Raw genomic sequence first — 26059 nt, forward strand, 5'->3', positions numbered from 1 at the left:
ATTTAATGCATCGATAGGTATTCGCCGTTATGTTTGGATGGGGTGGACATGTATTAAGGATTGATCTATCCAAGAGGAAATTCGTTGTTCAATCACTCAATTCATCACTCGCCCAGAATTACATTGGTGGTAGGGGTTTCGCGATAAAGACTTTATGGGACGAACTACCACCTGGCGCTGACCCACTAAGTCCATTGAATAAGTTAATATTAGCTGTCGGCCCATTAACGGCATTGCCAATACCCAACAGCGGCAAGTTGCTCGTGGCTGCCAAGAGCCCATTAACTGGCGGTTATGGTGATGGTAATATTGGTTCATGGCTGGCCATTCATATGAGGAGGGCAGGCCTTGACATGATAATAATCGAGGGTAAGGCAGAGGAGCCACGTACTTGTACATCGAGAATAAGGGCGATGAATTTAGAGTTGATTTTAATAGTGCGGAGGATTTATGGGGTCTTGACTCCTTCACCACAGAGGATAGGTTGAAGAGAATCCATGGTAGCGACGTTGGCATGGTATTAATAGGGCCTGCCGGTGAGAGGCTCGTGAGGTTTGCAACCATCGTTGCACAGAAGGGTCGTAGTGGTGGTAGGCCCGGCATAGGGGCGGTTATGGGTAGCAAGAACCTGAAGGCAGTGGTTATGAGGGGTCATGGCGATGTTAAGGTCGCAGATCCAGCACTTAGGAAGATGGGTGTTGATGCCATAGTGGCTACGAAGTCCAAGCCTAATTACCCATTCTGGATGAGGCAAGGCACCACATCAACTGTGGAGTGGGCCCAGGAGGCCAGTGTGTTGCCTACGTATAATTATACTGAGGGTCAATTCGATGAGTACGAGAAAATAGGTGGCTTTGCGGTTGAGAGGAGTAAGGTCGTGACGAGGTCTTGTCCGCAGTGCGTCATGGCATGTGGTCACGTGGTTAAGGACACTGAGGGCGAACTTGCGGAGCTTGATTATGAGAATATTGCAATGCTTGGTAGTAACCTCGGTATTGGTGACTTAACGAAGGTGGCCTACCTCAATAGGATCGCGGACATGATGGGCATGGACACAATAAGCCTAGGCTCCACATTGGGCTTCGCAATGGAGGCATCGGAAAAGGGTCTTCTTAAGGATAAGATTGAGTGGGGTGATTATAAGAGGGCTGCTGAGGTCGCCATGGACATAGCGCTGCAAAGGACGGAACTAGGTAGGTTACTTGGTAAGGGTGTTAAGGCTGCGTCGATGGAGTTGGGGCCCGAGGCCACGGAATTCGCAATGCATGTTAAGGGCCTCGAGATAAGTGCCTATGACTGTCACGCAGCGCCTGGAATGGCGCTCGCATTCTCCACAAGCCCCATTGGCGCTCATCATAAGGATGCTTGGTTAATATCCTGGGAGGTTCAGAGGGGTAGGTTTGACTATACCAGGGAGAAGGTTGAGAAGCTTGTGGAGATGCAGAACATTAGGGTGGTTTGTTCGAGACTATAGTTACGTGTAGGTTCCCATGGGTTGAGGTTGGGCTTGAGATTGATTGGTACTTCCGCCTATTCAAGGCTGCCACGGGCATGGACATGAACATGGAGGTACTAAGTACAATAAATAATAGGATTTATACGCTGATTAGGGCGTTTTGGATTAGGGAGTATGGTCATTGGGATAGGCTTACGATACACCGCCTGCCAAGTGGTTTAAGAGACCGTTAAGTAAGGGGCCGCTTAAGGGTGCTAAGCTTGATTATGATGGCTACCAGAAAATGCTTAGTTGGTATTACGAATTGAGGGGTTGGGATGAGAGGGGCATACCGAGGAAGGATACCTTGAGGCATTTAGGGCTTGATTTCGTTATTCCACAGCTCGAGTCTAGGGTTAATCTTAATTGAATTTAATAACGAATTAAGTTTATATAATGATTATACGTGACTTGTGATAATGAGTAATGAGTGCCGCCTACCTTTATTTGCGGATTGTAAAGAGGTTGATGACAGCATCAAGTGCCCTGGCGATAGTGGCTATAGCGTAATACCATTGTTCGGCAGGAGGGTTAGGGTTCGTAAGGATTCAGCACCAATAAGGCTTATGGGTTGTTTAGATGAATTATCGAACATAGCAAACAATGTTAGGCTCAACTTCAGTGGTAATGCGGTTGGTAAATTAGCATCGATAGTCATGGCATTATCCATGCAGTTAAATGCTTACCTGGTCCAGGGCACAGATGACAGGTTAACCAGGATTAGGAATGTGGAGAGCCTACTAATGTCTAGAATTGCCGAGTTATGTCGTGGATTTAAGGGGCCGCTTGGCTGGATAATAGCGACGACGCCCGAGGTGCAGGCGCTAGATACCATAAGGGTTAAGTTAAGGGAGTGCGGTAGGATAGCATCATCCATGCTTAATGACTATCAATTAGCAATTAATGTAATTAGTATTATGAATCATGCCGATAAGTTGGTCGCCCAGGCCATGTACTGCGTGGGTAGTGGTCGTGTATTTAGGACTGTTGATGATGCCGTGAATTATTTGTTAAGTGATGTCACGGGATAAAGACAGATTTATTAGCTAATAATTATTTGTAAATTATTAATGGAGAGTACGGATAGGATTAAGGAAAAGTATGATGAGTGGGTTAGAGAATTCCTACTGCCAACCCTTAAGAAATTACCTGAATGGAGGAAATTCACATCATCATTTGGAATTGAGATAAAACCCCTATACACACCACTAGATATTAAGGGTGATTACCTGGACAGATTGGGATTCCCGGGTGAGTACCCATTCACCAGAGGTATATATCCAAGCATGTATAGGTCAAGGCTATGGACGTTTAGGGAGTACTCAGGTTTCGGGTCGCCAGAGGATACGAATAGAAGGTATAAATTCCTCATATCACAGGGACAGACCGGCTTGAGTGTCGCATTTGACTTACCAACGCAGTTAGGCCTTGACCCTGACCATGAACTCGCGTATCCCGAAGTCGGTAAAGTTGGTGTTTCGGTTCCTGAAGTTATTTCCATGTCAATCCTCTTTGATGGTATTGACATTGGTAAAATAACCACATCATTTACCATAAATGCCACGGCGGCGGAGATACTGTCCATGTACATAACGGTCGCCGAGAGTAGGGGTATTGATAAGGCGGTTCTTGATGGTACTATTCAGAATGACATACTCAAGGAGTTCATAGCCAGGAACCTATACATATACCCACCACTTCACTCGATGAGGTATACGACGGACATAATAGCCTACACATCAAAAAAACATGCCAAAGTGGCACCCAATAAGCATCAGTGGTTATCACTTTAGGGAGGCGGGGGCCACGGCGGTTCAGGAACTCGCCTTCACGCTGGCTGATGCCATTGAGTACACCAATTGGGTAATAAATAGGTGGAAGATGAATGTCGATGACTTTGCACCTGGGTTATCCTTCTTCTTCGCAGCAACGACAAACCTCTTTGAGGAGGTTGCGAAGTTCAGGGCAGCCCGTAGGTTATATGCGAGGATTATGAGGGAGAGGTTTGGCGCCAGAAAGGCTGAGTCAATGAGGTTGAAATTCCATGTACAGACGTCGGGGGCTACGTTAACGGCCCAGCAGCCCGAGGTCAACATTATTAGGACAACGATACAGGCACTAGCAGCGGTGCTTGGTGGTGCTCAATCGCTCCATGTGAATGCATATGACGAGGCGTTAGCGTTACCTACCGAGAAGTCCGTGAAGCTGGCATTAAGGGTTCAGCAGGTGATAGCGTATGAGAGTGGAGTTGTTGATTCAATAGATCCGCTGGGTGGTTCGTACTACATTGAGTGGCTTACGGACACGATAGAGGAGGAGACCATGAAAATAATTGATTATATTGACAGGCTTGGCGGCATGACGAAGGCTGTGGAGATCGGCTATCCACAGAGGGCTATTGCCGAGTCTGCGTATCAATATCAGAGGATGATTGAGGAGGGTAAGATAGCCGTGATTGGCGTGAATATGTTTAGGGAAGAGGAGGAGCTCCACATAGAGCTTCATAAGGTCGACCCAGTGTCTAGGGAGAGGAGTATTAGACGTGTTAGGGAGATTAGGGAGAACCGTGATAGGGAGGCCTGGGAGAGGGCGCTCAATGAGTTGAGGAGGGCGGCTGATAGGATGATGAGAATGTGTTCCCGTATATACTAAATGCGGTTAAGGCCAAGGCAACCGTTGGTGAGATATCAAGTGTGCTACGTGATATATGGGGTGAGTATAAGCCACCATCAATTTACTAAGGAAAAGATTTTTAGGGTATGAAACATGGTTAGTGATGAAGTATGCCTAAGCCTAAGGTAATCATTGCCAAACTTGGTCTTGATGGGCATGACAGAGGTGCCAAGGTCATTGCCAGGGCATTGGCTGAGGCAGGCTTTGAGGTTGTTTACACGGGTATTAGGCAGACGCCTAGCCAGGTTGTTGAGACCGCGATTCAGGAGGATGCGAAGTTGATAGGCATCAGCATATTGTCGGGCTCTCACATGGAGCTTGTGGGTGAGTTAATGAGGATTATGAAGGAGAGAGGTGTGAATATACCTGTACTTGTTGGTGGGATAATACCTCCTGAGGATAGGGATGCATTATTAAAGATGGGTGTTGCTGGTGTTTATGGACCTGGCACGCCGCTTAAGGAAATTATCGATATAGTAAAGAAACTCGTGGGTGTTGTATAATGAGTATTAATGAATTACTTGAAAGGGCGCGTAGTTGGGATAAAGCAGCCATTGCTAAATTAATAACTCTAGCTGAGGAGGGTATTGAGATTCCATTAAATATACAACGTAAGAGCCACGTAATAGGCATAACTGGTCCTCCAGGCTCGGGTAAAAGTACTTTAATATATACGATGGCAAGGAAAATACCACAGGACAGAAGGATTGCAATACTTACCATTGATCCATCTAGTCCATTCACTGGAGGTTCTTTCATGGGCAATAGAATTAGAATGCAGGAACTCACCTCAAGACCCAACATATACATTAGGAGTATGGCCACTAGGGGTATTCGTGGTGGGCTTAATTATGCGACAATAGCTGCGGTGAACATACTTGAGTACGCCGGTGCGGATTACATATTCATTGAGACTGTCGGTGCTGGGCAGTCGGACACGGACGTTAAGTATGTAGCCGACACAATACTTGTACTGGTACCACCACTCTCCGGTGATGAGATCCAAGCCCTCAAGAGTGGTCTTATGGAGATTGGGGATATATACGTTGTCTCAAAGTCTGATAACCAAGCATCTGAGTCGACATATAGGGATTTACTGGCTATGGTCGACATGATGAGGGAGGTCAAGGGTGACTCTTGGAAACCTGCCGTGATTAAGGTGTCTGGCTTATATGGTTATGGAGTCGATGAGCTACTTAGGTTAATTGATGATAGGTTTAGGGAATTGAGTAATAATAGTAAGTTGGGTGAATCCCTAATAAGCAGAAGGTTACTTGAGATGAGGCTTTATGCCTATGACCTACTTGAGAAGAGACTTGATGAAAATAAGGACTTAGAGGGCGATGTAATTAATGGCAGTTTATCACGCAGGAGGCTGCGAGGAAACTGCTTGGTATGGAGAAGCCGAGGCTTGATCATGTGGCCATTGCGGTTAAAGACCTCAACAGTGCTGTTGAGAAGTTCAGGAGATTAGGACTTAGGGTCAGTGACCCAATAATTGTTGAGGAACAGGGGGTTAAAGTCGTGATGGTGTGGCTTGGTAATACTAGGATTGAATTACTTGAACCACTTAATCCAAGTTCCACAGTGGCTAAGTTCCTGGAGAGTAGGGGTGAGGGCATTCATCACATAGCCCTTGAGGTTGATGACTTGGATGGGTTCATTAAGAGGGTGCAGGAGGCAGGCCTCACACTTACTGGTAAGCCAAGTAAAGGCGCTGAGGGTATTGTCACGTTCATACACCCAAAGAGCCTTAATGGCGTCCTCCTCGAGTTAGTTCAGCATAAGGCACATAATGAGTGATCTTTAAATAATCTAGAGGTGCAGGTTCAGCTTGCGTGAAGAAGGGTAGGTCATTTGAGCATGGTTATACAATAGTATTTAGAGGAGGAGATTCATTAAAGTACTCATTAATGATATTAATCATTATAGTTCCCTACCTAATGAGCCTATATGTACATGAGTCATTAATTATTTACTTTAAATCATTGGTTATTTATGGCATTATGTTCTTATCGGTGTTCATAACCCTTAGGGTAATGGTATCCACTCAATCATATAGGGGCTTTGGTACGACATTGTCGTTATTTAGTACGACGCTCGCAGCCGTAATAGACCTACTGATTACCTTAGCCACGCATAAATTCGTTGTTGGGTTTGGTGCATTATCCTTCGTCTTGCCACTAAGTGCCATGATAATGGTTCTGAGGGGTCTTGAACATAATGGGGGTTCGATGAAAAAAATACATCGCATACCCACTCTATACCTTACCGGGCATACTAATTATTCAATTAATATCGTATTTTTTTAATTACTACAATAGATCCCATAAAATACGTTATTTTAGACTCGGCGTTTTACGTGTTCTCCTTCCTATTCATTTACTACGTGATCTTTAAGTTTGAGGCATCTTACGGTGGTATTGATATATTTAAGTTATTTAGTTCATATTTATACACGGCTCTATTTGAGTATTCTGAGCCGTTTGAGAGAGAGTTAAGTAAAAGATCCATTGTTAGGGACGTTAAAGTGCACTTGTTTATACTTAATAGTGATAATAATGCTTATGTGGTCACCATACCTGAGCTTCATGCCGGGCCAATAGCTAAGGTTGGTGGTGGTTACCTAATTAGTGACCTCGTTAGTGAGATAAGTCGTTATGTGAACCCCGTGGTTATATACACGGTGTTGGTAGTCATGAGTTGGACCCGGCAACTAGAATTGATGTGCGTAAGATAGTTAGGGTGGTGGCTACCAAGGTTAAAGAGTCACTAAATGAGCGTAGTACAGGCAATGTGTGCGTTGGGAAGATGCCTGTTCAAATAGAAAGTCGTAATTTCAGGGTAACCCACGTACCTTTATGTGGGAAGTCCCTTGTGATCATTAGTCGGCTCGTTAAGTCCAGCGATGATATCCCTCTCAGTGTTTATGAGGAATTGAGAAAGAGAGTAAGGCTTGATTGGGATAATGTAATATTGATTGATGCCCAGAATTATTACTCGGATGATAATACATGGGATGAAAATGACATTAATGAATTAGCCCAATTACTGAGTAAGATTGGGGAGTTAGAGGATCAAAGGCTTGAAATAAAGTCATGTGTGAATCATGTGCCTAAATATGCCTTTGGGCCTATACAATTTGAAATTGGTGATAATGGTCTAATAACGTGGGGTCTAGAGATAAATGGTAAGAGAGTCCTGCTGGTCATATTTGATGGTAATAACTTGAGGAGGGAGTTGGCCGACGCAATAATTAATGAGTTCAGAAGTGGCTTCGACATAGTCGAGGTCTTAACCACAGATAATCATCAATACACAGGTATTGCCAGGTTCACGAGAAGTAGAGGCTATAAGGTTGTTGGTGATTCAATAAGTCATGAGTTAATAATAAGGAATGTAAGGAAGAGCGTAAAGCGTTGTATTAACGATCTAAGGAAAACTAGTGTGAGATACTACCCAGTGCTTATTGAGGGCATTAGGTTAATTGGTGATTCTTTTAGTAGTATGGTAAGGGCTGCGGAGAGGGGTGTCATGGATTGGAAGAAGCACTTCACCGTGTTGATAATACTTCCTATACTGACGATGATAATCCTCGGGATAATACTCGGTATTCTTTAGAACTTAATAAATACAAAAGGTTTAATAGAGAGGTCTACGTAATTAATCAGGAAGGGATATGGGTTCCGAGGATCTGAAAAGGCAGGCAATTAGGGCTCACATAGCTGGGTTAATAACTAGGCTTGAGAATTGGGTTAAGGATCAGAAGAAGTTCATGGATGAGCTTCAGAAGTATGGTGACTATATAGTTAGCCAGGACAGATTATCACTATTACTATCAGCACAGGCAATGCTATACTACATAGAAAGGACGCTCAAGGACTTCGAGTCCTGGTTAAACAACCCAATGATAACCTCAATAATGCCCATAGACATGCTAAAGGAGTTGGAGGAGAGACTTAGGGATATAGCCATTGAGTTCGTTAGGCTTGATATAGATCACACGAGTAGGTACGTGGATATACTCAAGAAGATGGAGAATGAGAACGAGATACCAGACATACTAAGGCTCTACATTGAGCAGAGAGGTATTGCTCAACAGAGGGGTCAGCAGGGAGAGCAGGGTGAGGTACCAAGATTTATGTGATTAAAAACTAATATTTGATTTAATTATTTCCCGACAATCTCATTTAAATAGTCCCTAATTATTTGAATGGCGTCCTTACCGAACATCTTAATTATCAAGCCAATATGCTCCCTAATGAGTTCGTTCTTAACCTCGTAGGGTATTGAAAGTTCATATACAAATTGCCTAACATTATTTATAACCTTTTCACGTTTATTAATAAATCCCCTGGTGTATAACCTACTTAATACCGTAAGCACCGTGGTGTATGCGGTCTTTCTACCCCTCTTCGTCAACTCCTCCATATGGTCATTGCCGTAGCCTCCTTAAGCTCATTAAGTATGCCAATAACCTCAGCCTCAAGTGGTCCAATCATCAATAGGAGTCTCCTTCTGCGTTCATTTTGTTCCATCATATAGGTTTACACGCGTAGTTTTATAAACCTAACACACAGGTCTAAAACTTACCAACTCTAATATCTAGCCTAACCTTATACACATATGGAGCATAATCCCTAACAATCCTCCTATTAATGACTTGACAATCATAACCCAAATCACCACAGTAATTCCTAACCAAGCCCTCAGCTTCACCGTAAGGATTCTCCTCAGTGCCCAAATGATAGAAATGAATAATTCCACCATCCTTAATGCACATCAATGATTGCATTAAAAACCTATGAGCGCCCAGGGGTAAAGTTAAGATAATTCTATCGACGCCACAGAATAAATTCATTAACTTTGAGGCATCGCCGAGTAGCGGTAGTACCTTGCCCTTGAGTCTATTCAATTTAATATTATCAAGCATGTAGTAATATGCGTATTCATTAAGTTCGATAGCGATTATTAACTTGACCGAGGACTGCCTCTTCAATATGGTAATGGCGTAGGGACCGACACCAGCGAAGGGGTATAGAATAACCTCGCCAGGCATTACCTGCCTAGCAATGTCCTCTCTATCGCCCTGATCCCTAGGTGAAAAGTAGGCCTTGGTGGGGTCCACCTTAATTAAGTAATTATCCTCCTTATGAATAACCTCAGTAGGTCCAGGGACTAGGACCTCGTACCTATATAGCCTAAATTCGCCTTCCCTTGCGCCGATTCTTCTGATTACGGCCTTGACGTGCTTGTTCAATTTAACTATTGCTTCTCCAATCACGAATTTATAGCCCTCAAGCTCAGGTGGTATCTCAATAATTGCAACTGCGCCTGACCTAGAGCCAATTATATCGAAGCTCCTTGGCACCTTGTCCCAAAGCTCCCTTGGAATTAGTGGCTTAACAGCCTCTTTAAGCGTGGGCACTGACGCTCTTCATAATTGTGTGGAGACCCCTAAATTAATTTATCTTGTGGTCTTCGTGTGGAATAAAAATTAATAAGTGCTGTAAAACTCTGTAAATCGATGAGTAAGGTCATAGAGTCTGTACCAGGCATTGTGTCTTACAGCACGGTTAGGGAGATTAAGGGGCCATTGATAGTTATCGAGAAGACCAAGGGTGTTGCGTACAACGAGATAGGTGAGGTCATTGGTCCGGATGGTGAGCCGAGGATGGTCCAAGTGGTTGAGGTTGGCGATAATTACGCAGTTGCCCAGGTACTAACTGGCACGCTTGGTTTGCCGGCCAAGGGCAGTACCGTGAGGTTTTATGGGAGGACCCTCAGGCTACCAGTTAGCGAGGATTTACTGGGTAGGGTTCTTGATGGTAAAGGGCAGTCTAGGGATGGGCTTCCACTGCCACCTGCCGAGGAATACCTAGACATAAATGGTGAGCCCCTTAATCCATATGCAAGGGAGTATCCGGAGGAGCCAATAGAGACTGGTGTAAGTGTGATTGATGGATTAAACACGATGGTTAGGGGCCAGAAGCTACCAATATTCAGTGGTACGGGATTACCACACAACATGCTAGCTGCAAGTGGCTAGGCAGGCAACGGTTAGGGGCCATGAGGAGGAGTTCGCAATAATCTTCGCCGCAATGGGCCTTAAGTCTGAGGAGGCGTTGTTCTTCCTTAACGAGTTTAGGAGGACTGGCGCATTGAGGAGGCTTGTCATGGTTTTGAACCTAGCGAGTGACCCAATTGCAGAGAGGATACTAACACCGAGGACTGCACTAACAATCGCTGAGTACCTGGCATGGTACAGGGATTACCACGTACTCGTCATCCTAACCGACATGACGAACTACGCAGAGGCCCTTAGGGAGTTATCATCATCAAAGGGTGAATTACCCGGTAGGCGTGGTTATCCGGGCTATATGTACACGGACTTCGCGACCATCTACGAGAGGACTGGCAGGGCTAAGGGCAAGAGGGGCAGTATTACCCAGTTCCCAATACTCACGATGCCCCATGACGACATAACGCACCCAATACCAGACCTGACTGGTTACATAACTGAGGGTCAATTAGTGCTTAGTAGGTCACTATGGGGTAAGGGCATTTACCCGCCGTTTGACGTGATAATGAGCCTATCGAGGCTCATGAAGGACGCGGTTGGCGAGGGTAAGACGAGGGATGACCATAAGTACGTGGCCAATCAATTAATTGCTGCTTACTCAAGGGCGTTGGACGTTAGGAACTTGGCCCTACTTGTTGGCGAGACTAACCTGAGCTGGCGTGAGAGGAGGTACCTCAGGTTTGCTGAGCAGTTCGAGCGTAGGTTCATCAATCAGGCTATTACGAGAGGAGAACCTTTGAGCAGACGCTCGATATTGCCTGGGATGTTATTAGTATATTACCTGAGGATGAGCTAACGAATGTACCGCCCGACATATCTAAGAGGTATTATAGGCGTTCGATATTTGAGTCCATAAAGGACGTAGGTGCGTAGAATTAGCACTTTGTAAATATTGTTAATGCATTCGATCGAAAATACTTACAGAGTTCACGGTAGAGAATCTTAATAAATCCTGTAATTATCTAATCTATCATGCCAAAGACCAAGGCGAAGGAAAAAAAATGGTGCTGATAAGTGTGCACATACCCAAGCAAATGCTTGAGGAACTGGATGAATTTGTAAAGCAGGGCATATTCCCCAGTAGGAGTGAGGCTATTAGAATTGCAATAAGGGACCTGCTATATAGGGAGAATTCGAGAAGTAAGACGCAGAATGTGGAGGATCTAATATTATTACCCGGTAGATAATGGTTCGTATGATAGGGTTAATAAAGAATAATAAAACATAATTATTGGATATTTCTTTTAAAATATTTTTATATAGGTATATATAATATATGTAATTGACAAAACCAGGGCATTAATGTTATATTATTGGTACTCCTTCATTAGTGCTGTGAGGAGAATAGTGGTTGGTATAACGGGGGCAAGTGGTGTTATTTACGGCGTGAGATTCCTTGAGATGATTAGGAGGTATGCAAAGGACTCCGAGGTTTACTTGGTCATGAGTAATACTGCAGTTGAAATATTGAGGCATGAGGTTGGTCTCGATAAGGAGTCAATATCGAAACTTGCAAACAGGGTTTACAATGAGGATGAACTAGGCGCACCAATAGCCAGCGGGTCATTTAAGCATGATGGTATGGTGATCATACCATGCTCAATGAAGACCTTGGCGTCCATAGCCCATGGAATAACGGATAACCTAATTACTAGGGCGGCTGATGTGGCGTTGAAGGAACGGAGAAAGTTGATCTTGGTAATTAGGGAGACACCACTTAACCTAGTACACATTAAGAATATGGAGCTTGTTACACTGGCTGGCGCCATTGTAATGCCCGCAGCCCCCGCGTTCTATAATAAGCCAAGGACTATTGATGACTTGGTGAATTTCGTAGTTGGTAGGGTCCTTGACCTACTGGGCATTGAGAACGACCTTTACAGGAGATGGAGTGGTTATTCTGAGGAGTAGCATAGTAATTTAAGAATGGGTTTGTTAAAACGGTGTCAATAGGATTATGGATGTTCCAATGTGCACGAGGTGCGGCAGGAGACCAGCAAACTACTATAGAGTATCCAGTGGCGAGAGACTTTGCCTCAACTGCCTGTTTAAGTCTATTGAGGATACGGTGCTTTGGACCATTAGAAGACATCGATTAATAAGTGAGGGCGACAAGGTTGGTATTGCGATAAGCGGTGGTAAGGATAGCCTAACCCTAATGTACCTACTGGGTAAGTTCAAGAGACAGGGCAAGATACCTAGGGATGTCGAGTTAGTGGCGTTTAGTATTAATGAGGGTCATCCCTATAGCTGCTTCTATAGGATGGCTAGGGTTGATTATGTGCAGAAATTGAGTGAGGAATTCAACATACCCTATAGGGTATACACCTTCAAGGAGATATTCGGTGTAACAGCCAGTGACGTGGCGCATGGTCTGTGGTCCAAGGGCATTAATGTGCATATGTGCACCATAGACGGCGTGCTAAGGCGTAGAGCAATGAACATAATCGGCCGCCAACTAGGCCTAACGAAGATAGCCACTGGGCATAACCTGGATGATGAAGCCCAGACGGTGTTACTTAACGTGCTTAGTAATGACTTGGATAGGTTCGCATGGTTCGGCCCTAGGCCAGAAATTGATAGGGAGGGTTTCATACCAAGGATTAAGCCCCTTCGTTTCGTTAGGGAGGAGGAGATCGCCATATATGCCCACTACCACGGTATACCACTGATGGAGCTTGAGTGCCCCTTCGTATATAGTAATCCCAGGTATGAGCTTAAGTTTACGCTTGCCCGCTGGGAGAGGGATAACCCGAATATTAAGTATTCCCTGGTATCCTTCGGTGATTCACTGGCAAACTTAATGGGCGAGAGGGCAGTGAATGTACCATTGAAGAAGTGCAAGTATTGCGGTGAGCCAACGTCTAGTGATGTGTGTAGGGTTTGTGAATTAATGAACAGGGCAGGCTTATTGGAGAGGTATTTGGCTCATTTAAGGGCTCTGAAACTTATGGATACGCAATCCCCCTCGTAGTTCTTACTTACTGCTTCAACATTACTCTTTAGGATCTGTGACAGAAATCCCGTGTAGTACTCAATCATTAATTCCTCCATTACGTGCTTATCATTCAATTCAGAGCAGGACTTAATGGTGATAGTGCCATTCCTCTCAATAAGCACAACCTTGCCTAATCCCCTGAACTGCCCCATCTTAATGAGTTCACCTAGATTGCTATTACGTAGGAGCGAGGCATCGTAGATACCCAAGTCCCTAATTATCCTCCTAAACTCCGGATTTGTTAATAGGTCCTTAACCTTCTCAAGTTCCACCACCAGTATCTGCTTATCCCTGAAGGTGGGCATTATCATTGACGGCACCATAAAGGCCTCCCTCTCAACAATCCTATACCTAACCCACTCAACGAAGGAGAATTTCTTTAACTCCTTCTCCAGGTCATTTAATGATGCGTCCATGTTTGTGAGGTCAACCACGAAGTGCAGTAGTAATTGCGTCCTGTTGACTGATATGTTGAGTATGTTTATCCCGTGATCAGCAAAGACATTGGATAGAGCAGCGAGTATCCCCGGCCTATCTGCAGTGAACTTTATCAGGAATTCGCCAAGTACCTTGTCCTTACCCTCAAATGACATCGCAAAGTCCCTGTACAATACCTCCACAAGCAACCCTCAAGAAGTCATGGTTTAAAAACTTATTTGCTGGTAACTTACGGAGGTATTTAACGAGCATTCATATATTATTACGCAACATAGATGAGTTATCTTTTAAAGGTACTCTTATGCTGTGTATTGGGACCTTTATTGGTATGGAGTTCAAACCAAGACTTCAGGAGAAGAGATGGGACCCATCAAAGGAATTAGAATTACTCAAGAAGTGGGAGGAGGAGGCTTATTCGAGGTTAAGATTGATGAGAAGAGGCCGACGTTAGTAATAGACACGCCACCGCCATACCCATCAGGGAGACCCCACATTGGCGGCATAGCGCATTACGCGCAAATCGACATGATTGCCAGGTTCTTTAGGATGAGGGGTTATAATGTAATATTCCCATTCTATGCTGACAGGAATGGACTGCCTGTCGAGGTTCAAGTCGAGAAGACCTATGGCATAAACATGTATGAGGTGCCTAGGGAAAGGTTCCTCGAGTTATGTAGAAAGTTCCTTGATGAGTATGAAGGTGAGTTCGTGAGCATTTTCAGGCGTTGGGGTGGTTCATTCAGTTACTGGAGGAACGGCACAGATAGTGAGGAGTACAGGAGGGTTACACAGGAGACCTTCATTAATCTGTGGAATAAGGGCTTGATTTACGAGACAAGTAGACCAACCCTGTGGTGCCCAAGGTGTAGAACCGCGTTGGCCGAGGCCGAGGTTGAGTATAGAGAGGAGGACTCATACCTGAACTACATCAAGTTTAGGGTTAAGGAGACGGGTGAGGACATAATCATAGCAACCACAAGGCCTGAGTTATTACCGGCCACGGTGGCTGTCGCCTTCAATCCAGGTGATAGTAGGTATAAGAGGTTAGAGCTTGCACGCCATTGTTCCTCCGTTAAACCAGGAAGTCCCTATTGTGTCACATCCATCGGTTAAGCCAGACTTTGGTACTGGCCTCGAGATGATAAGTACCTTTGGCGATACCAGGGATTTAATGGTTGTTAATGAGTTGAAACTACCCATGAAGATCGTGGTTAACCCAGACGGCACATTAAATGAGTTGGCCGGTAAGTATAAGGGACTGAATGTCAGAGAGGCCAGGGAGGTGATAATTAAGGACCTTCAGGAGGCTGGCCTACTTATTAAGAGGAAGCCTCTTAGGCATACGATACCAATTTGCTGGAGGTGCAAGACGCCAATAGAGATAATAGTGACTAAGGAGTACTTTCTAAAGCAGCTTCAGTTTAAGGATGAATTAGTAAGGCTTGTGCAGAATGAGATGATTATTAAACCAACTGAGTACGCACAAACACTGGTTGATTGGATTAAATCCCTTGAGTTCGACTGGCCAATATCAAGGCGTAGATACTACGGTACTGAAATACCGATTTGGTACTGCATTGATGATGAGGGTAATGCAAAACCCATTGTTCCAAAACCAGGTAAGTACTATAGGCCGTGGAAGGATGATCCACCACCTGAGGTTAAGGAGCAGTGCCCAAGTGGTAAGTTAGTGGGTGAGGATAGGGTGTTGGATACCTGGTTTGATTCATCAATATCCTGGATATACGCCACGGGTTATACCAAGCCTAATATAAGAGTCTTCGAGAGAGTTTACCCGCACAGTATACTTAGGCCTCAGGGCTATGACATAATTAGGACTTGGCTATACTACTCCGTGGTCAGGGCATACTTACTCTACGGAAAGCCACCCTTCAAGTACGTAAGGATAAGTGGTATGGGACTTGATGAGAAGGGTGAGGCAATGCATAAGTCCAAGGGCAATATAATAGATCCAATACCACCTGTGGAGAAGTACGGTGCAGATGCAGCGAGGTTCTGGGCTGCAGCGTCTGCGAAACTCGGTAGCGATTATAGGTATAGTGAGCAATTGATAAGGACGGGTCATGACTTCGCGGTTAAGTTATGGAATATTGCGAGGTTCGTTTCATCATTCCCTGAGGTTAATGACAACTATGAATTAACACCCCTTGACCTAATGATACTGGCTAAGTCGAATGAGGTTGTCAGGGACTCTTTAAATGCATATAATGAGTTCGATGTTTACGTACCTGCCAATACGCTTTATGACTTTACATGGCATGTCTTTGCCGATCACTACCTCGAGGCCGTTAAGTCGAGGCTTATAATAGGGATGGTCTATTCACGGAGAAGCAGCAGAGGGGTGCCTGGTTCACGTTATATAAGGTCCTAAAGACGGTGCTTAAGCTTCTTGCGCCCATAATGCCCTTTGTGACGGATCAAATATGGAGGAGTTTATACGGTGAGTCGATACATAGGCAGTTGATTGAGGATCCAGACCCAAGATTCGACAATAAGGAATACCTTAACATGCTTGAGCCATTCATGGAATTCAACAGGGCAATATGGACATATAAGAATAAGACTGGTTTAAGCCTTAATGAGCCTATTGACGGGGTCATATACACGCCCGAGGTCCTTAAGCCCCTGGAGATTGAGCTAAAGGCTATGCATAAGATTAGGGAGATTAAGTTCGGGAAGCCTGCTGGGAGTTACGAAGTGCTGGATGAGTCATTGCCAATATATCTTGTTAAGTAATTTTTCGATAAAAATAGTAGCGCCGCCCCGACAATTACTAATACCATTGATATAATACCTATAGTTAGTAATGTTTCCGAGAAGTTGTAATATTGAAGCAGAAAACCAATTATGTAGGGTGATACCGAACCACCTAATTGACTCATAAAATTAAGAAATCCACTGGCCGCCCCAATATTTGATGCGAGCTTGAAACGGCTATTGAGGGCGCTGCATAGAAGCCGTAGAAGAAGCCAGAAGTAGCATTAGGAAGGCCAGCAGGTATATAATTGATAGCCTAGGTATAACCGAGACTATAATCGCCAACAGTAGTGAGGATAAAATACTTGGCAATGCGTACCCTACCTTATCACCCAAGTATCCACCAATCACGGCACCAACGGACCCCATTATGGACGCCAGGAAGGCATAGAAGCCACTAAGTGATGGTGAAACCTTAAGTACGTGAACAACATAGTAAGTTGACCAACTGAGGAAACCAAGGTATGAGAAGCCCGAGGACAGCCTAATGAAACCCATACCCAATATTCTAAGGTCGCCAGGGCCTATATAAATGGTACTACTAACCTGACCACCCCTTGGAACCCTAGTCACCAGTATTGCTGATAAAATGACTATGATTGAGAAAGTGATGAACGGTGCAAATATATTTACCGAGAATAATAATGCGATGCCATTATCGAGATTGATGATGCCAGGAAAAACATGCTCTGGTAAATACCAGCGCCAAGGCCTCCCCTACTATAGTTTGATAAAACCATGCTTATTAAAGCCACGTAGGTTATTGCGAGTAATGAACCCATAACAAACTGAATAACCAACAATAGGTAGTATTGATCAATAATAATTGGATAAAGAGCATTAATTATTGAGATTAATATTAAAACATAAATCACTATGTTATATCCATACCTATCAACCATTAAGCCGCCTATCACCTGGAAAATCGTGTAACCCACCCAGAGTGATGAGATTATTAAACCCCCCATCACGGTGTTAATGCCATTTAGCCCTATTAGGTATGGCAGTAATGATGGTATGGAGAACCTCACGAGCACAACGGAGAAAAAGGCTAGCGATGCTATCAGCACTATTGTCAGTCCCCTCTCCATTCATATTACCGTCTATAGAAGGGTTAATAAATGCTTAATTTTACTACGTCAATGCTATGGCGGAGGTATACCTCGTTTACAGGATAACACCAAGCAAATCAGACATTAATTACGAGACATTGAAGAGCGAGATAAAGAAGGCCCTTGAGCCTAAGTATAAGGTTGATAAGGTTGAGGAGGATGACATAGGCTTCGGCATAAAGGCGCTCAGGGTCTACATAAGGATGCCCGAGGAATCCGAGGAGCACTCCAGCGATGAGGTTGAGAATATACTAAGTGGTATTGAGGGTATTGGCAGTATCGAGCTTGAGTACTTCACAAGGCTTGGTTTCTAGTCTCCTTCAATCTAAAGTGACAAACCAAGTGAAAACTAATAGCGCAATAAGTTTTTTTAATTCCACGGAGTAATAAGGGTGTGGGAATATGATGGAGGGTAGTCATGCTGATGAATGGATTGAATTGATAGTGAAGGAGGCGAAGCAGAGAGATGCCCAGAGACCCATTGTTAGGGTTGACCCCGAGGTCATGAGGAACTACGGTATTGAGCCCGGCATGATACTACTCATTGAGGGTAAGAGGAAGACTGCGGCCAAGGTTTGGTACGGACTTCCTGAGGATGAGGGTAAGGGCATCATTAGGATGAATGCCATCATTAGGAAGAATGCTAATGTGGAGATTGATCAGAAGGTTAGGGTTAAGAAGGTTGAGGCGAAGAGAGCGAGCACTGTTAAGTTAGCGCCTGTTAACATGACGATTAGTGTTGACCAGAACTTTGTCCAATATACAAAGCAGAAGCTCAGGGATTATGTGCTAATGGAGGGCGACCTAGTGCAGATACAAGTGCTTGGACAACCATTAACGTTTCAGGTGGTGCAGGCTAAACCAAACGACACGCCAGTAATAATCGACGAGGACACTAACTTGATGATTTATGAGAAGCCCGTAGAGAACGTGAACATACCGAGGGTTACTTGGGAGGACATTGGTGATCTTAAGGAGGCTAAGGAAAAGATTAGGGAACTCGTTGAATTACCACTTAGGCATCCAGAGATCTTTGAGTACCTTGGTATTGAGCCTCCTAAGGGTGTTCTTTTGATTGGTCCGCCGGGCACTGGTAAGACCCTGCTCGCTAAGGCAGTTGCCACAGAGACTAACGCTTACTTCATAGCCATTAACGGCCCTGAAATTGTCTCAAAGTACTACGGGGAATCCGAGGCTAAGTTGAGGGAGATTTTTGAGGAGGCTAAGAAGAATGCCCCTGCCATAATCTTCATTGATGAGATTGATGCCATAGCACCAAAGAGAGAAGAAGTAACTGGTGAGGTTGAGAAGAGGATAGTGGCGCAATTATTAACGCTCATGGATGGTCTTCAGGAGAGGGGCCAGGTAATCGTAATAGGAGCAACCAACAGGCCAGAAGCCGTAGACCCAGCACTAAGAAGACCAGGAAGATTCGACAGAGAGATCTGGATCAATCCACCGGATACCGAGGGTAGGTACGAAATACTCCAGGTACACACAAGGAACATGCCCCTTGCTAAGGATGTTGATTTGAGGAAGCTTGCCGAGATAACCTATGGCTACACTGGTGCCGATATTGCGGCTTTGGCTAGGGAGGCCGCAATGAGGCCTTGAGGAAGGCGCTTCAATCGGGTGTTTTGGATGTTAATAAGGAGGATGAGGAGATTAGGAAGGATCTTGAGAAGATCAAGGTCACGATGAATGACTTCCTAGAGGCCATGAGAGAGATCGTGCCAGCGCGCTTAGGGAGATTCACATTGAGATTCCTAAGGTCAGGTGGAGCGATATTGGCGGCCTTGAGGAGGTTAAGCAGGAGCTTAGGGAGCCATTGAGTGGCCGTTGAAGTACCCGGAGAGGTTTAGGAAGATGGGTATTAAGCCTCCTAAGGGTATTTTGTTGTTTGGTCCTCCTGGTACTGGTAAGACGCTTTTGGCTAAGGCTGTGGCTACTGAGAGTAATGCGAATTTCATTGCTGTTCGTGGGCCGGAGATACTGAGTAAGTGGTTTGGGGAGAGTGAGAGGGCCATCAGGGAAATATTCAAGAAAGCCAGGATGGCAGCACCATGCGTAATATTCTTCGACGAAATAGACGCAATAGCACCAGCGAGGGGCTATGCTGAGGATTCGCCTGCAATGGATAGGATAGTTGCTCAGTTGTTGGCCGAGATGGATGGCGTGTCAAGGCTTGACAATGTAGTTGTGATAGCAGCCACGAATAGGCCTGATATCGTTGATCCAGCGCTGCTTAGGCCCGGCAGGTTTGATAGGATAATCTATGTGCCACCGCCAGACCTTAGGGCTAGGTTTGAGATACTCAAGATACATACTAAGAATATGCCGCTCGCTAGGGATGTTGACTTAGTGGAGTTGGCTAAGATGACCGAGGGATACACGGGCGCGGATATTGAGCTTTTAGCTAGGGAGGCAGGTTTATTGGCGATGAGAGAGGTGGATGGTGCCGGCGAGGTATCGATGAAGCACTTCATCGAGGCCATGAAGAAGATTAAGCCATCAATAACACCCGAGATGATTAAGTTCTATGAGGCTTGGTACGATAGGATGAAGCAGACGTTGGCACGTGAGAGACAGAGGGCACCAACGCTCTACGTGTAAGGATTAAAAATAAAATATGCTTCCTGGATGATTATCTGGTTCAGGAAGTATGAGGAGACCAGTACCCATTGAGGCGCTTATTATGGACTTGATAAGGGATAAGGGCGACATGTGGTTTAATGACTTAATGCAGGCGTTGAGGGCTTGGTACCCTGATGTTACGGAGAAGGAGATCCTAAATGCATTAATGAGGCTTGAACTCAGTAGGTTAATTGTTGTTCAGAAGGTTGTTAGGAAGGATGGTGCGACATACCACATAAGGGTGGTTAAGGATTAGTTTGGGGAAAGAGATATAGGGAGATATTTAACGAATTATTTGGGTTACCTAGATGGGCGTTACTGAGCTTGGCAAGTTGATACCAGACAGTGTTAGAAAGACGGTAGATTTTACACAATTGTCGAACAGAATAGTGGCATTAGACGCATATAACGCGCTATATCAATTTTTAGCATCAATTAGGCAACCAGACGGTACGCCGCTCATGGACTCCAAGGGGAGGGTGACAAGTCACTTGAGTGGCTTGTTATATCGAACAATAAACTTCCTCGAGAATAGGATATGGCCTGTGTATGTATTTGATGGTAAACCACCCGAGGAGAAGACCCTGGAGATTGCAAGAAGGAGGAAGGTTAGGGAGGAGGCCATGGATAGGTGGGTCAAGTTGCTTGAAGAGGGTAAGAAGGAGGAGGCCAGGAAGTACGCACAGAGGGCCTTGTTCCTAACCGATGGCATGGTTGAGGACGCGAAGAAATTACTGAGGTTAATGGGCATACCCGTGGTTCAAGCCATGGCCGATGGGGAGGCACAGGCAGCGGTGATAGCCAGGGAAGGCAAGGCCTGGGCTGCGGGTAGCCAGGACTATGACTCGCTACTGTTCGGGGCACCCAGCTTGTTAGGAACCTCGCCATAACCGGACGTAGGAAGTTGCCAAATAAGGATGAGTACATCGAGATTAAACCCGAGATAATAGAACTCAATGAAGTTCTCAAGGCGCTTAAGCTTAGGGATAGAACGCAGTTAATAGACCTAGCAATTCTACTTGGAACCGACCTAAATCCAGACGGTGTATCAGGCATAGGGCCTCAAAAAGCCCTTAAGCTAATACAGGAATTCGGTAATCTCGAGAAGCTAATTCAGGGCCCATTAAAGAATGCGCAATTCCCAACGGACCCGCTGAAAATACGCGATTACTTCCTAAACCCACCACATAACCCGAATTACAAGATAGAGTTTGGACAGCCCGATGAGAGGGGTATAATCGAGTTCCTGGTTTATGAGCACGACTTTAATGAGGAGAGGGTTAAGAACGCTATTGAGAGGCTTAAGAAGGCCATGGGTAAGAGGAAAGAGTCAACACTGGATTCATTCTTTGGTTGAGTCACTGGGCGGGTTAAGCTTAAAATAATCAAGGCCCTTAACCATGCTGGGTACTTGCATGAAGCCCGTATTATCAATAATTAACTGGGCACTTAGTTGGGTATCTGGTATCATATCATCGGCCATACAACTACTATATTCAATAATTAATTATATATTATCGAGACCTGATGATTACATACCATTCCTATGGCCAATAATAAACTTCCTAAACCACGTACCAATAATAAACATAATTGTGCACCTCATATTCTGGAGACCAATATTTGACCTGCTCTTTGTGCCTGGCTAGTCTCGGTCTTGATAGCCCTAATATTCATAATATGGTTCGAGAGGAAGTTAACGGCTAAGGTCCAATGGAGGATTGGGCCACTCGAGGTTTCGAGACCAATAGGCGGTTTTCTCCAGCCATTCGCCGACCTCTTCAGGTACATGTTCCAGGAATTTGTAGTTCCTCTACAAGCCGATAAGAATTACTTCATTCATGGGCCGGCAATAGTCTTCATACTATCAACACTACCCATCTTTTTCATACCAATAGGCCCAAAACAATTTACGCTTCCCAATGGTACGACGATTGAGGGTATTTACGGCATATACACAGGCTACGATGTATTAATTGCCATAGCCCTTATAACACTCTTTAACATAGGCATAATACTAATTGGCTGGGCCAGTAATGATAGGTTCACCTACATAGGTACCGTGAGGGAGGCACTACTGTACACGGGCTATGAGGCGATCCTCATATTATCAGTTGTCGCAATACTCCTCATCTACGGAACGGCGGATCCCTTCAAGATAGTTAATTGGCAGGTAACGCACCTGCCAGGCATAATAGCAAACCCACTTGCCTTCCTCGCTTTCCTAATAGCCACGCTCATGGCCACGTCAAGGTTCCCCTTCGAAATACCCGAGGCCGATACAGAGATAGTCCTCGGCCCGTACACGGAATACAGCGGTATTGTATATGGCCTAGTAATGACCATGAGCTATGAAAAGCTATATGTGTTAAGCCTACTAATGGTTCTATTGTTCCTAGATGGTTGGGCGGGTCCATACATACCATATTTTGGAGCTTTGTCACCTGCAATATGGTTTGGTATAAAAACATACATTGTAATGATGATAATGGTATTCACGAGGTCAGTATACGGCAGGTACAGGCCAGATCAAGCACTAAAGATGAGCTGGTCGTCACTGTTAGGATTAGTAATAGCCGCATTAGTTCTTTCTCTGATAATTAATCTTCTAGTAATTAAGCCTCTCTAATTATTTTAAATTTAAATAATATTCAAGTTAAAAACATTAATATATAAATATTTTTACGAAAAAGCATATTAAAATAATAAAAATACGATCATCATCGTATCAAATCATTAATAATTAGACTAACCACTAAATTAATAAGGAGGCTTTCCAGGACTCAAGACAATGGTCGTTTGCCCCGTATGCGGTAAGGAATATGCAAACTCAAGTTCGTTACTGAAGCATGTTAAATTAAAGAGTAGATACGATCCAATGCACATGGCGTTCTGGATGGAGTTCCAGAAGTACATGAGTACGCCAAGGGAGGATTGGGCAATGCTGACAAAGACTGATTTATTCAGGGAATTCCTTCGAGAAAGGGGACTACTTTAAAACTATCACTTAACACCGTATAATTAACTTAACTAATAACCTAATTAATAACGCAGCACCAAAAATATCGTGGTCAAGAGAAGGGTTAGGGGAATCATTCAGGAAGTACCTAATTACCAATTGAACTGGCCGATCAAGTTAAGGGAATTATCAATAAAGCTCCAGGACAAGTCCCACAAGGTGGCCCAGGAGGCAATTAAGTTGTATGTCAATGGATTATTAAGCAAAGATGCTGTTATAGAAATAATAAAAATAAGTGGTGTTTCGCTGAGTAGATACGTAAACCCCAGAAAATACTTAAGATATGATGGGAATGATGAGGTGATTGAGAATACGGAGGATATTGTAATTAACGAGTTTGAGGAGGTTAACAACGATATTAAGGAGGTTAATGAAGAGTACATTGGCCAAAGAATGATTAAGAGGCTGATGAGCGATGATTAACGAGTTAATACGTAGGTATGGCAAGTACATGGGAGGGATTAATTATGAGAAGGTACTAAATGACTTAATGAGCGAGGAGGATAGGCTTAGGGAAATAGAAAGAAGATTAATAGGTATGGAAACAGGGCTCCAGATAAATTACGAAGTAATGAGAGAACTTGAAAGAAGGCAACTGGCCCTTAAATACATAGAATTAAAAAGCCAGGAAAGTGGATTGCTTGAGTTAATTAAGGAATTGAAATTAAGAGGATACACCAAAGCCGAAGTGACAAAGGCAATGAGAAAGTTACGAAAAATAAGAAGGCAAATACGCATAATAAAGCAGGAACTAAAACTAATCAATGGAGAACCGCAAATGCAACAAAAGACTTAAAAACCGACGTATTTAATGACTAACGAGCCCCGGTCGTATAGCCCGGTCAAGTATGCGGGCCTCTCGAGCCCGTGACCCGGGTTCAAATCCCGGCCGGGGCACCACTTCTGCGTTCAATCCCTAGTTAATTATCTACATAACCGTTCTTGAAGTCCATGGCAGTCATTCTCGGAAGACTTAAATACATGCTTGCAGCCAACTTTCTGGCATGGCTTATGGTTGATTGTCAGACAATCAGTATTGAGGAGGTAAACCCTGAGCAGAGGCTATTAATCCTTAATTACTTAATTAATAACAAGGGTGTTAAGCCCCGTGACCTCGGCGTCACGTATGACTATATTAGCAAGGTTAGGCGTGGCGTAGCCAGGGTCGGTGACGGCTTGCTATGCTCAATGCTCAGGCTCCTCACGGTTGAGGAGCTCCAGGCATTGCTCAAAGGCTGGGTTCCGGAGAAGCGTGCCACACTTAGCGATGCCCTTAGGGTCATAATAACGGCTAGGGAGGACCCAAGCTTCAGGGAGCAATTCCTGGCCTTGTTGTCGAGGTACCTCGGCGATTACGTCCAAAGTCTCGGTAAGACCTGGCATGTAACTCAGGAGGATGTTGAGGCTTACCTCAAGGCGTTGAGGCTTAGGAATGCCTCCAGGGAGACAGTGAGCATGAGGCTTAGGTACCTCAGGCGTGCGTTGACGGAGCTCGACTATACACTCAGCCAGAGGGCATTAGGGATTACTTGGCTGAGGTTCTTGAGGAGGATGGGCAGAACGTTGCCAGGCACATCGCCTCAACACTCAAGTCCTTCATCAAGAACGTCCTCCAACCCAGGGACCCAGGTCTATTCGCAGTGCTCTACAACTCCTTCAAGACAATCAGGACAAGGCCAAACAACAGGGCTAAACTACCCAGCCTTGACGAGCTCAAGCAAATACTCCAGAGGATAGAGAGCACTGAGGCAAAGACCTACTTCCTAATCCTTGCGGAGACCGGGCTCAGGCCTGGCGAGCCATTCATGGTTGCCATGGACGATGTTGACCTGGAGCATGGTATGCTCAGGATTGGGAGGCTTGAGGAGACTAAGCGTGCCTTCATCGCCTTCCTACAGCCAAAGACCCTCGAGTTCATTAAGGGGCAGTACCTGCCTAGGCGTGAGGAAGTCGTAAACAGGGTGCTCAGGGGCTTGCAGCACGTTGATTGGGCAAGCCAGTACATAGACAGCGTGAGGGGCAAGTTCCTACCCTTCGACAGGACAAGGCTCAGGCAGGAAATAAAGGAGGCAGCCAGGCAGGTCTTGAACCGTGACTTCGAGCTTTATGAGTTGCGTAAATTCTTCGCAACCTGGATGATAAGCCAAGGCGTCCCAGAAAGCGTAGTCAACACGTTGCAGGGTAGGGCACCACCAACAGAGTACAGGGTCTTGATAGAGCACTACTGGAGCCCTAGGCATGAAGAACTACGCCAATGGTACCTAAAACACGCACCGTGCTTGCTCTGTCAATAAAAATACCTCATGCTAGCGCATTATGTCTTTAATCACCGTGTCTAATTCGCTGTAAATATCCTGGTGGCTCTTCGTAGCCAGAACCACCTCCACAACCCAACGCGGCTTACTCCTTCTTCCCTCCCTAACCTGGGTGGGCCTTGTCGTGAACATGTGAAGAATGCCCATGTAGACCCTCAAATCTCTCAATTCACCCTCGAACTCCGCTATGAAGTCATCAATTTGACTTGTCAAGTCAAATACCTCCCTATGATGCAGCTTAACCTCAAGTATTAGGAGCTATCCCCAATCACGAGCGCGATGTCTGGGTTAATACTGGCCGTGTTGATACGAAGGCCGGAAATTCTGATTAATGGCTCAATTAGGAAATCGTAGCACCTCTGTCTCGCATAGCAGGCCATCAATGCCGTGCCGAGCACGCCTAAGTGCCCTCTATACTCATTGCCGAACCTACCCTAAGCCACTCAATGCCGTTTTGCCTCCATGACCTGCAAGCCTCATTAATTAACTCCACGTAGTCATCGAGAGTTAGGCCC

At 44.9% G+C, this 26059-nt stretch carries 28 protein-coding genes, 1 tRNA gene and 6 pseudogenes; 27 read left to right on the forward strand and 8 right to left on the reverse strand.

The window, feature by feature from the left end; all coding sequences use genetic code 11:
- The first annotated feature begins 29 nt into the window (after positions 1–29).
- The 10 genes and pseudogenes from JCM16159_RS11665 to JCM16159_RS11695 all read left to right on the forward strand — a co-directional run bounded on the left by JCM16159_RS11665 (position 30) and on the right by JCM16159_RS11695 (position 8315).
- Positions 30–1865: pseudogene (locus JCM16159_RS11665) on the forward strand (aldehyde ferredoxin oxidoreductase family protein).
- A 49-nt stretch (positions 1866–1914) separates the two neighbouring features.
- Positions 1915–2526 carry a cobalamin adenosyltransferase gene (locus JCM16159_RS11670; RefSeq protein ID WP_054857951.1) on the forward strand — a complete coding sequence of 204 codons (612 nt, stop codon included), beginning with the start codon at positions 1915–1917 and terminating at the stop codon, positions 2524–2526.
- Positions 2527–2565: 39 nt separating this feature from the next.
- Positions 2566–4236: pseudogene (locus JCM16159_RS11675) on the forward strand (methylmalonyl-CoA mutase).
- 42 nt (positions 4237–4278) lie between these two features.
- Positions 4279–4671 (forward strand): cobalamin B12-binding domain-containing protein, encoded by a 393-nt coding sequence (locus tag JCM16159_RS11680; protein WP_054857931.1) that lies wholly within the window; start codon positions 4279–4281, stop codon positions 4669–4671.
- Positions 4671–5642 (forward strand): methylmalonyl Co-A mutase-associated GTPase MeaB, encoded by a 972-nt coding sequence (gene meaB / locus JCM16159_RS11685; RefSeq protein ID WP_243666802.1) that lies wholly within the window; start codon positions 4671–4673, stop codon positions 5640–5642. Before JCM16159_RS11680 ends, meaB begins: the two co-directional genes overlap by 1 nt.
- Entirely contained in the window at positions 5588–5971 is a 384-nt protein-coding gene (mce, locus tag JCM16159_RS17670) for a methylmalonyl-CoA epimerase (RefSeq protein ID WP_243666803.1), read from the forward strand. The genes meaB and mce overlap by 55 nt, the downstream gene beginning before the upstream one ends.
- 35 nt (positions 5972–6006) lie before the next feature.
- Complete coding sequence (locus JCM16159_RS19565; RefSeq protein ID WP_367834496.1) at positions 6007–6480, forward strand: hypothetical protein; 474 nt, start codon at positions 6007–6009, stop codon at positions 6478–6480.
- A 50-nt stretch (positions 6481–6530) separates the two neighbouring features.
- Entirely contained in the window at positions 6531–6908 is a 378-nt protein-coding gene (locus tag JCM16159_RS19570; RefSeq protein WP_367834497.1) for a DUF2070 family protein, read from the forward strand.
- Complete coding sequence (locus JCM16159_RS19575; RefSeq protein WP_367834498.1) at positions 6872–7789, forward strand: DUF2070 family protein; 918 nt, start codon at positions 6872–6874, stop codon at positions 7787–7789. Before JCM16159_RS19570 ends, JCM16159_RS19575 begins: the two co-directional genes overlap by 37 nt.
- A gap of 58 nt (positions 7790–7847) precedes the next feature.
- Positions 7848–8315: a DUF2153 family protein gene (locus JCM16159_RS11695; RefSeq protein ID WP_054857932.1), complete on the forward strand. Its 468-nt coding sequence runs from the start codon at positions 7848–7850 to the stop codon at positions 8313–8315.
- A gap of 23 nt (positions 8316–8338) precedes the next feature.
- Here the strand turns inward: JCM16159_RS11695 and JCM16159_RS11700 are convergent, their stop codons facing one another.
- From JCM16159_RS11700 to JCM16159_RS11705, 3 genes are read right to left on the reverse strand one after another with little or no spacing between them, the layout of a single operon-like run.
- Positions 8339–8599, reverse strand: coding sequence for a hypothetical protein (locus JCM16159_RS11700; protein WP_243666804.1), 261 nt, complete (start codon positions 8597–8599; stop codon positions 8339–8341).
- Positions 8587–8709, reverse strand: a complete 123-nt coding sequence (locus tag JCM16159_RS19580; RefSeq protein ID WP_367834499.1) for a hypothetical protein — start codon at positions 8707–8709, stop codon at positions 8587–8589. The genes JCM16159_RS11700 and JCM16159_RS19580 overlap by 13 nt, the downstream gene beginning before the upstream one ends.
- A gap of 41 nt (positions 8710–8750) precedes the next feature.
- Complete coding sequence (locus JCM16159_RS11705) at positions 8751–9596, reverse strand: class I SAM-dependent methyltransferase family protein (RefSeq protein WP_054857933.1); 846 nt, start codon at positions 9594–9596, stop codon at positions 8751–8753.
- A 99-nt stretch (positions 9597–9695) separates the two neighbouring features.
- Between JCM16159_RS11705 and JCM16159_RS11710 the strand changes: the two are divergent.
- The 4 genes and pseudogenes from JCM16159_RS11710 (at position 9696) to JCM16159_RS11725 (ending at position 13224) form a co-directional block, all read left to right on the forward strand.
- A pseudogene (locus tag JCM16159_RS11710) lies at positions 9696–11123 on the forward strand (V-type ATP synthase subunit B).
- 143 nt (positions 11124–11266) lie between these two features.
- Complete coding sequence (locus JCM16159_RS11715; RefSeq protein ID WP_243666805.1) at positions 11267–11437, forward strand: ribbon-helix-helix domain-containing protein; 171 nt, start codon at positions 11267–11269, stop codon at positions 11435–11437.
- Positions 11438–11552: 115 nt separating this feature from the next.
- Positions 11553–12161 (forward strand): UbiX family flavin prenyltransferase, encoded by a 609-nt coding sequence (locus tag JCM16159_RS11720; RefSeq protein WP_054857935.1) that lies wholly within the window; start codon positions 11553–11555, stop codon positions 12159–12161.
- 46 nt (positions 12162–12207) lie between these two features.
- Positions 12208–13224: a TIGR00269 family protein gene (locus tag JCM16159_RS11725; protein ID WP_054857936.1), complete on the forward strand. Its 1017-nt coding sequence runs from the start codon at positions 12208–12210 to the stop codon at positions 13222–13224.
- Here the strand turns inward: JCM16159_RS11725 and JCM16159_RS11730 are convergent.
- Positions 13179–13868 carry an ACT domain-containing protein gene (locus JCM16159_RS11730; RefSeq protein WP_054857937.1) on the reverse strand — a complete coding sequence of 230 codons (690 nt, stop codon included), beginning with the start codon at positions 13866–13868 and terminating at the stop codon, positions 13179–13181. The genes JCM16159_RS11725 and JCM16159_RS11730 overlap by 46 nt on opposite strands.
- A 146-nt stretch (positions 13869–14014) precedes the next feature.
- Here JCM16159_RS11730 and JCM16159_RS11735 point away from each other — a divergent pair.
- Positions 14015–16443, forward strand: a pseudogene (locus JCM16159_RS11735) (valine--tRNA ligase).
- A 198-nt stretch (positions 16444–16641) separates the two neighbouring features.
- On the opposite strand, the gene JCM16159_RS11740 reads toward JCM16159_RS11735, so the two are convergent.
- Both JCM16159_RS11740 and JCM16159_RS11745 read right to left on the reverse strand, forming a co-directional pair.
- Positions 16642–17037: a hypothetical protein gene (locus JCM16159_RS11740; RefSeq protein WP_054857938.1), complete on the reverse strand. Its 396-nt coding sequence runs from the start codon at positions 17035–17037 to the stop codon at positions 16642–16644.
- Positions 17038–17093: 56 nt separating this feature from the next.
- Positions 17094–17555 carry an MFS transporter gene (locus tag JCM16159_RS11745; protein ID WP_054857939.1) on the reverse strand — a complete coding sequence of 154 codons (462 nt, stop codon included), beginning with the start codon at positions 17553–17555 and terminating at the stop codon, positions 17094–17096.
- 56 nt (positions 17556–17611) lie between these two features.
- Between JCM16159_RS11745 and JCM16159_RS11750 the strand changes: the two genes are divergently transcribed.
- From JCM16159_RS11750 to JCM16159_RS11800, 12 genes and pseudogenes are all read left to right on the forward strand, one after another.
- Positions 17612–17890, forward strand: a complete 279-nt coding sequence (locus tag JCM16159_RS11750; RefSeq protein ID WP_054857940.1) for an elongation factor 1-beta — start codon at positions 17612–17614, stop codon at positions 17888–17890.
- An 88-nt stretch (positions 17891–17978) separates the two neighbouring features.
- A pseudogene (locus JCM16159_RS11755) lies at positions 17979–20189 on the forward strand (CDC48 family AAA ATPase).
- A gap of 49 nt (positions 20190–20238) precedes the next feature.
- On the forward strand, positions 20239–20466 hold the full coding sequence (locus JCM16159_RS11760) for a hypothetical protein (RefSeq protein ID WP_054857941.1): 228 nt from the start codon (positions 20239–20241) through the stop codon (positions 20464–20466).
- Between the two features lie 52 nt (positions 20467–20518).
- A pseudogene (gene fen / locus JCM16159_RS11765) lies at positions 20519–21567 on the forward strand (flap endonuclease-1).
- A 43-nt stretch (positions 21568–21610) separates the two neighbouring features.
- Positions 21611–21859 carry a hypothetical protein gene (locus JCM16159_RS17675; RefSeq protein ID WP_243666807.1) on the forward strand — a complete coding sequence of 83 codons (249 nt, stop codon included), beginning with the start codon at positions 21611–21613 and terminating at the stop codon, positions 21857–21859.
- An 8-nt stretch (positions 21860–21867) separates the two neighbouring features.
- Positions 21868–22839, forward strand: coding sequence for an NADH-quinone oxidoreductase subunit NuoH (gene nuoH / locus JCM16159_RS11770; protein WP_243666808.1), 972 nt, complete (start codon positions 21868–21870; stop codon positions 22837–22839).
- A gap of 162 nt (positions 22840–23001) precedes the next feature.
- Positions 23002–23208 carry a hypothetical protein gene (locus tag JCM16159_RS11775; protein WP_054857942.1) on the forward strand — a complete coding sequence of 69 codons (207 nt, stop codon included), beginning with the start codon at positions 23002–23004 and terminating at the stop codon, positions 23206–23208.
- A 69-nt stretch (positions 23209–23277) separates the two neighbouring features.
- On the forward strand, positions 23278–23652 hold the full coding sequence (locus JCM16159_RS11780; protein ID WP_054857943.1) for a hypothetical protein: 375 nt from the start codon (positions 23278–23280) through the stop codon (positions 23650–23652).
- Positions 23645–24025 carry a hypothetical protein gene (locus JCM16159_RS11785; protein WP_054857944.1) on the forward strand — a complete coding sequence of 127 codons (381 nt, stop codon included), beginning with the start codon at positions 23645–23647 and terminating at the stop codon, positions 24023–24025. Before JCM16159_RS11780 ends, JCM16159_RS11785 begins: the two co-directional genes overlap by 8 nt.
- Positions 24026–24051: 26 nt before the next feature.
- A tRNA-Glu gene (locus tag JCM16159_RS11790) sits at positions 24052–24129 on the forward strand.
- 81 nt (positions 24130–24210) lie between these two features.
- Positions 24211–24966, forward strand: coding sequence for a hypothetical protein (locus JCM16159_RS11795; RefSeq protein WP_243666809.1), 756 nt, complete (start codon positions 24211–24213; stop codon positions 24964–24966).
- Entirely contained in the window at positions 24870–25523 is a 654-nt protein-coding gene (locus JCM16159_RS11800) for a site-specific integrase (RefSeq protein WP_054857946.1), read from the forward strand. Before JCM16159_RS11795 ends, JCM16159_RS11800 begins: the two co-directional genes overlap by 97 nt.
- Before the next feature lie 12 nt (positions 25524–25535).
- On the opposite strand, the gene JCM16159_RS11805 is transcribed toward JCM16159_RS11800, so the two are convergent.
- Both JCM16159_RS11805 and JCM16159_RS17680 read right to left on the reverse strand, forming a co-directional pair.
- Positions 25536–25757: a hypothetical protein gene (locus JCM16159_RS11805; protein ID WP_054857947.1), complete on the reverse strand. Its 222-nt coding sequence runs from the start codon at positions 25755–25757 to the stop codon at positions 25536–25538.
- Between the two features lie 38 nt (positions 25758–25795).
- Positions 25796–25942: a hypothetical protein gene (locus tag JCM16159_RS17680; protein ID WP_243666810.1), complete on the reverse strand. Its 147-nt coding sequence runs from the start codon at positions 25940–25942 to the stop codon at positions 25796–25798.
- Positions 25943–26059 lie beyond the last annotated feature (117 nt).

The sequence above is a fragment of the Vulcanisaeta sp. JCM 16159 genome (assembly GCF_001316265.1).
Lineage (GTDB): Archaea > Thermoproteota > Thermoprotei > Thermoproteales > Thermocladiaceae > Vulcanisaeta.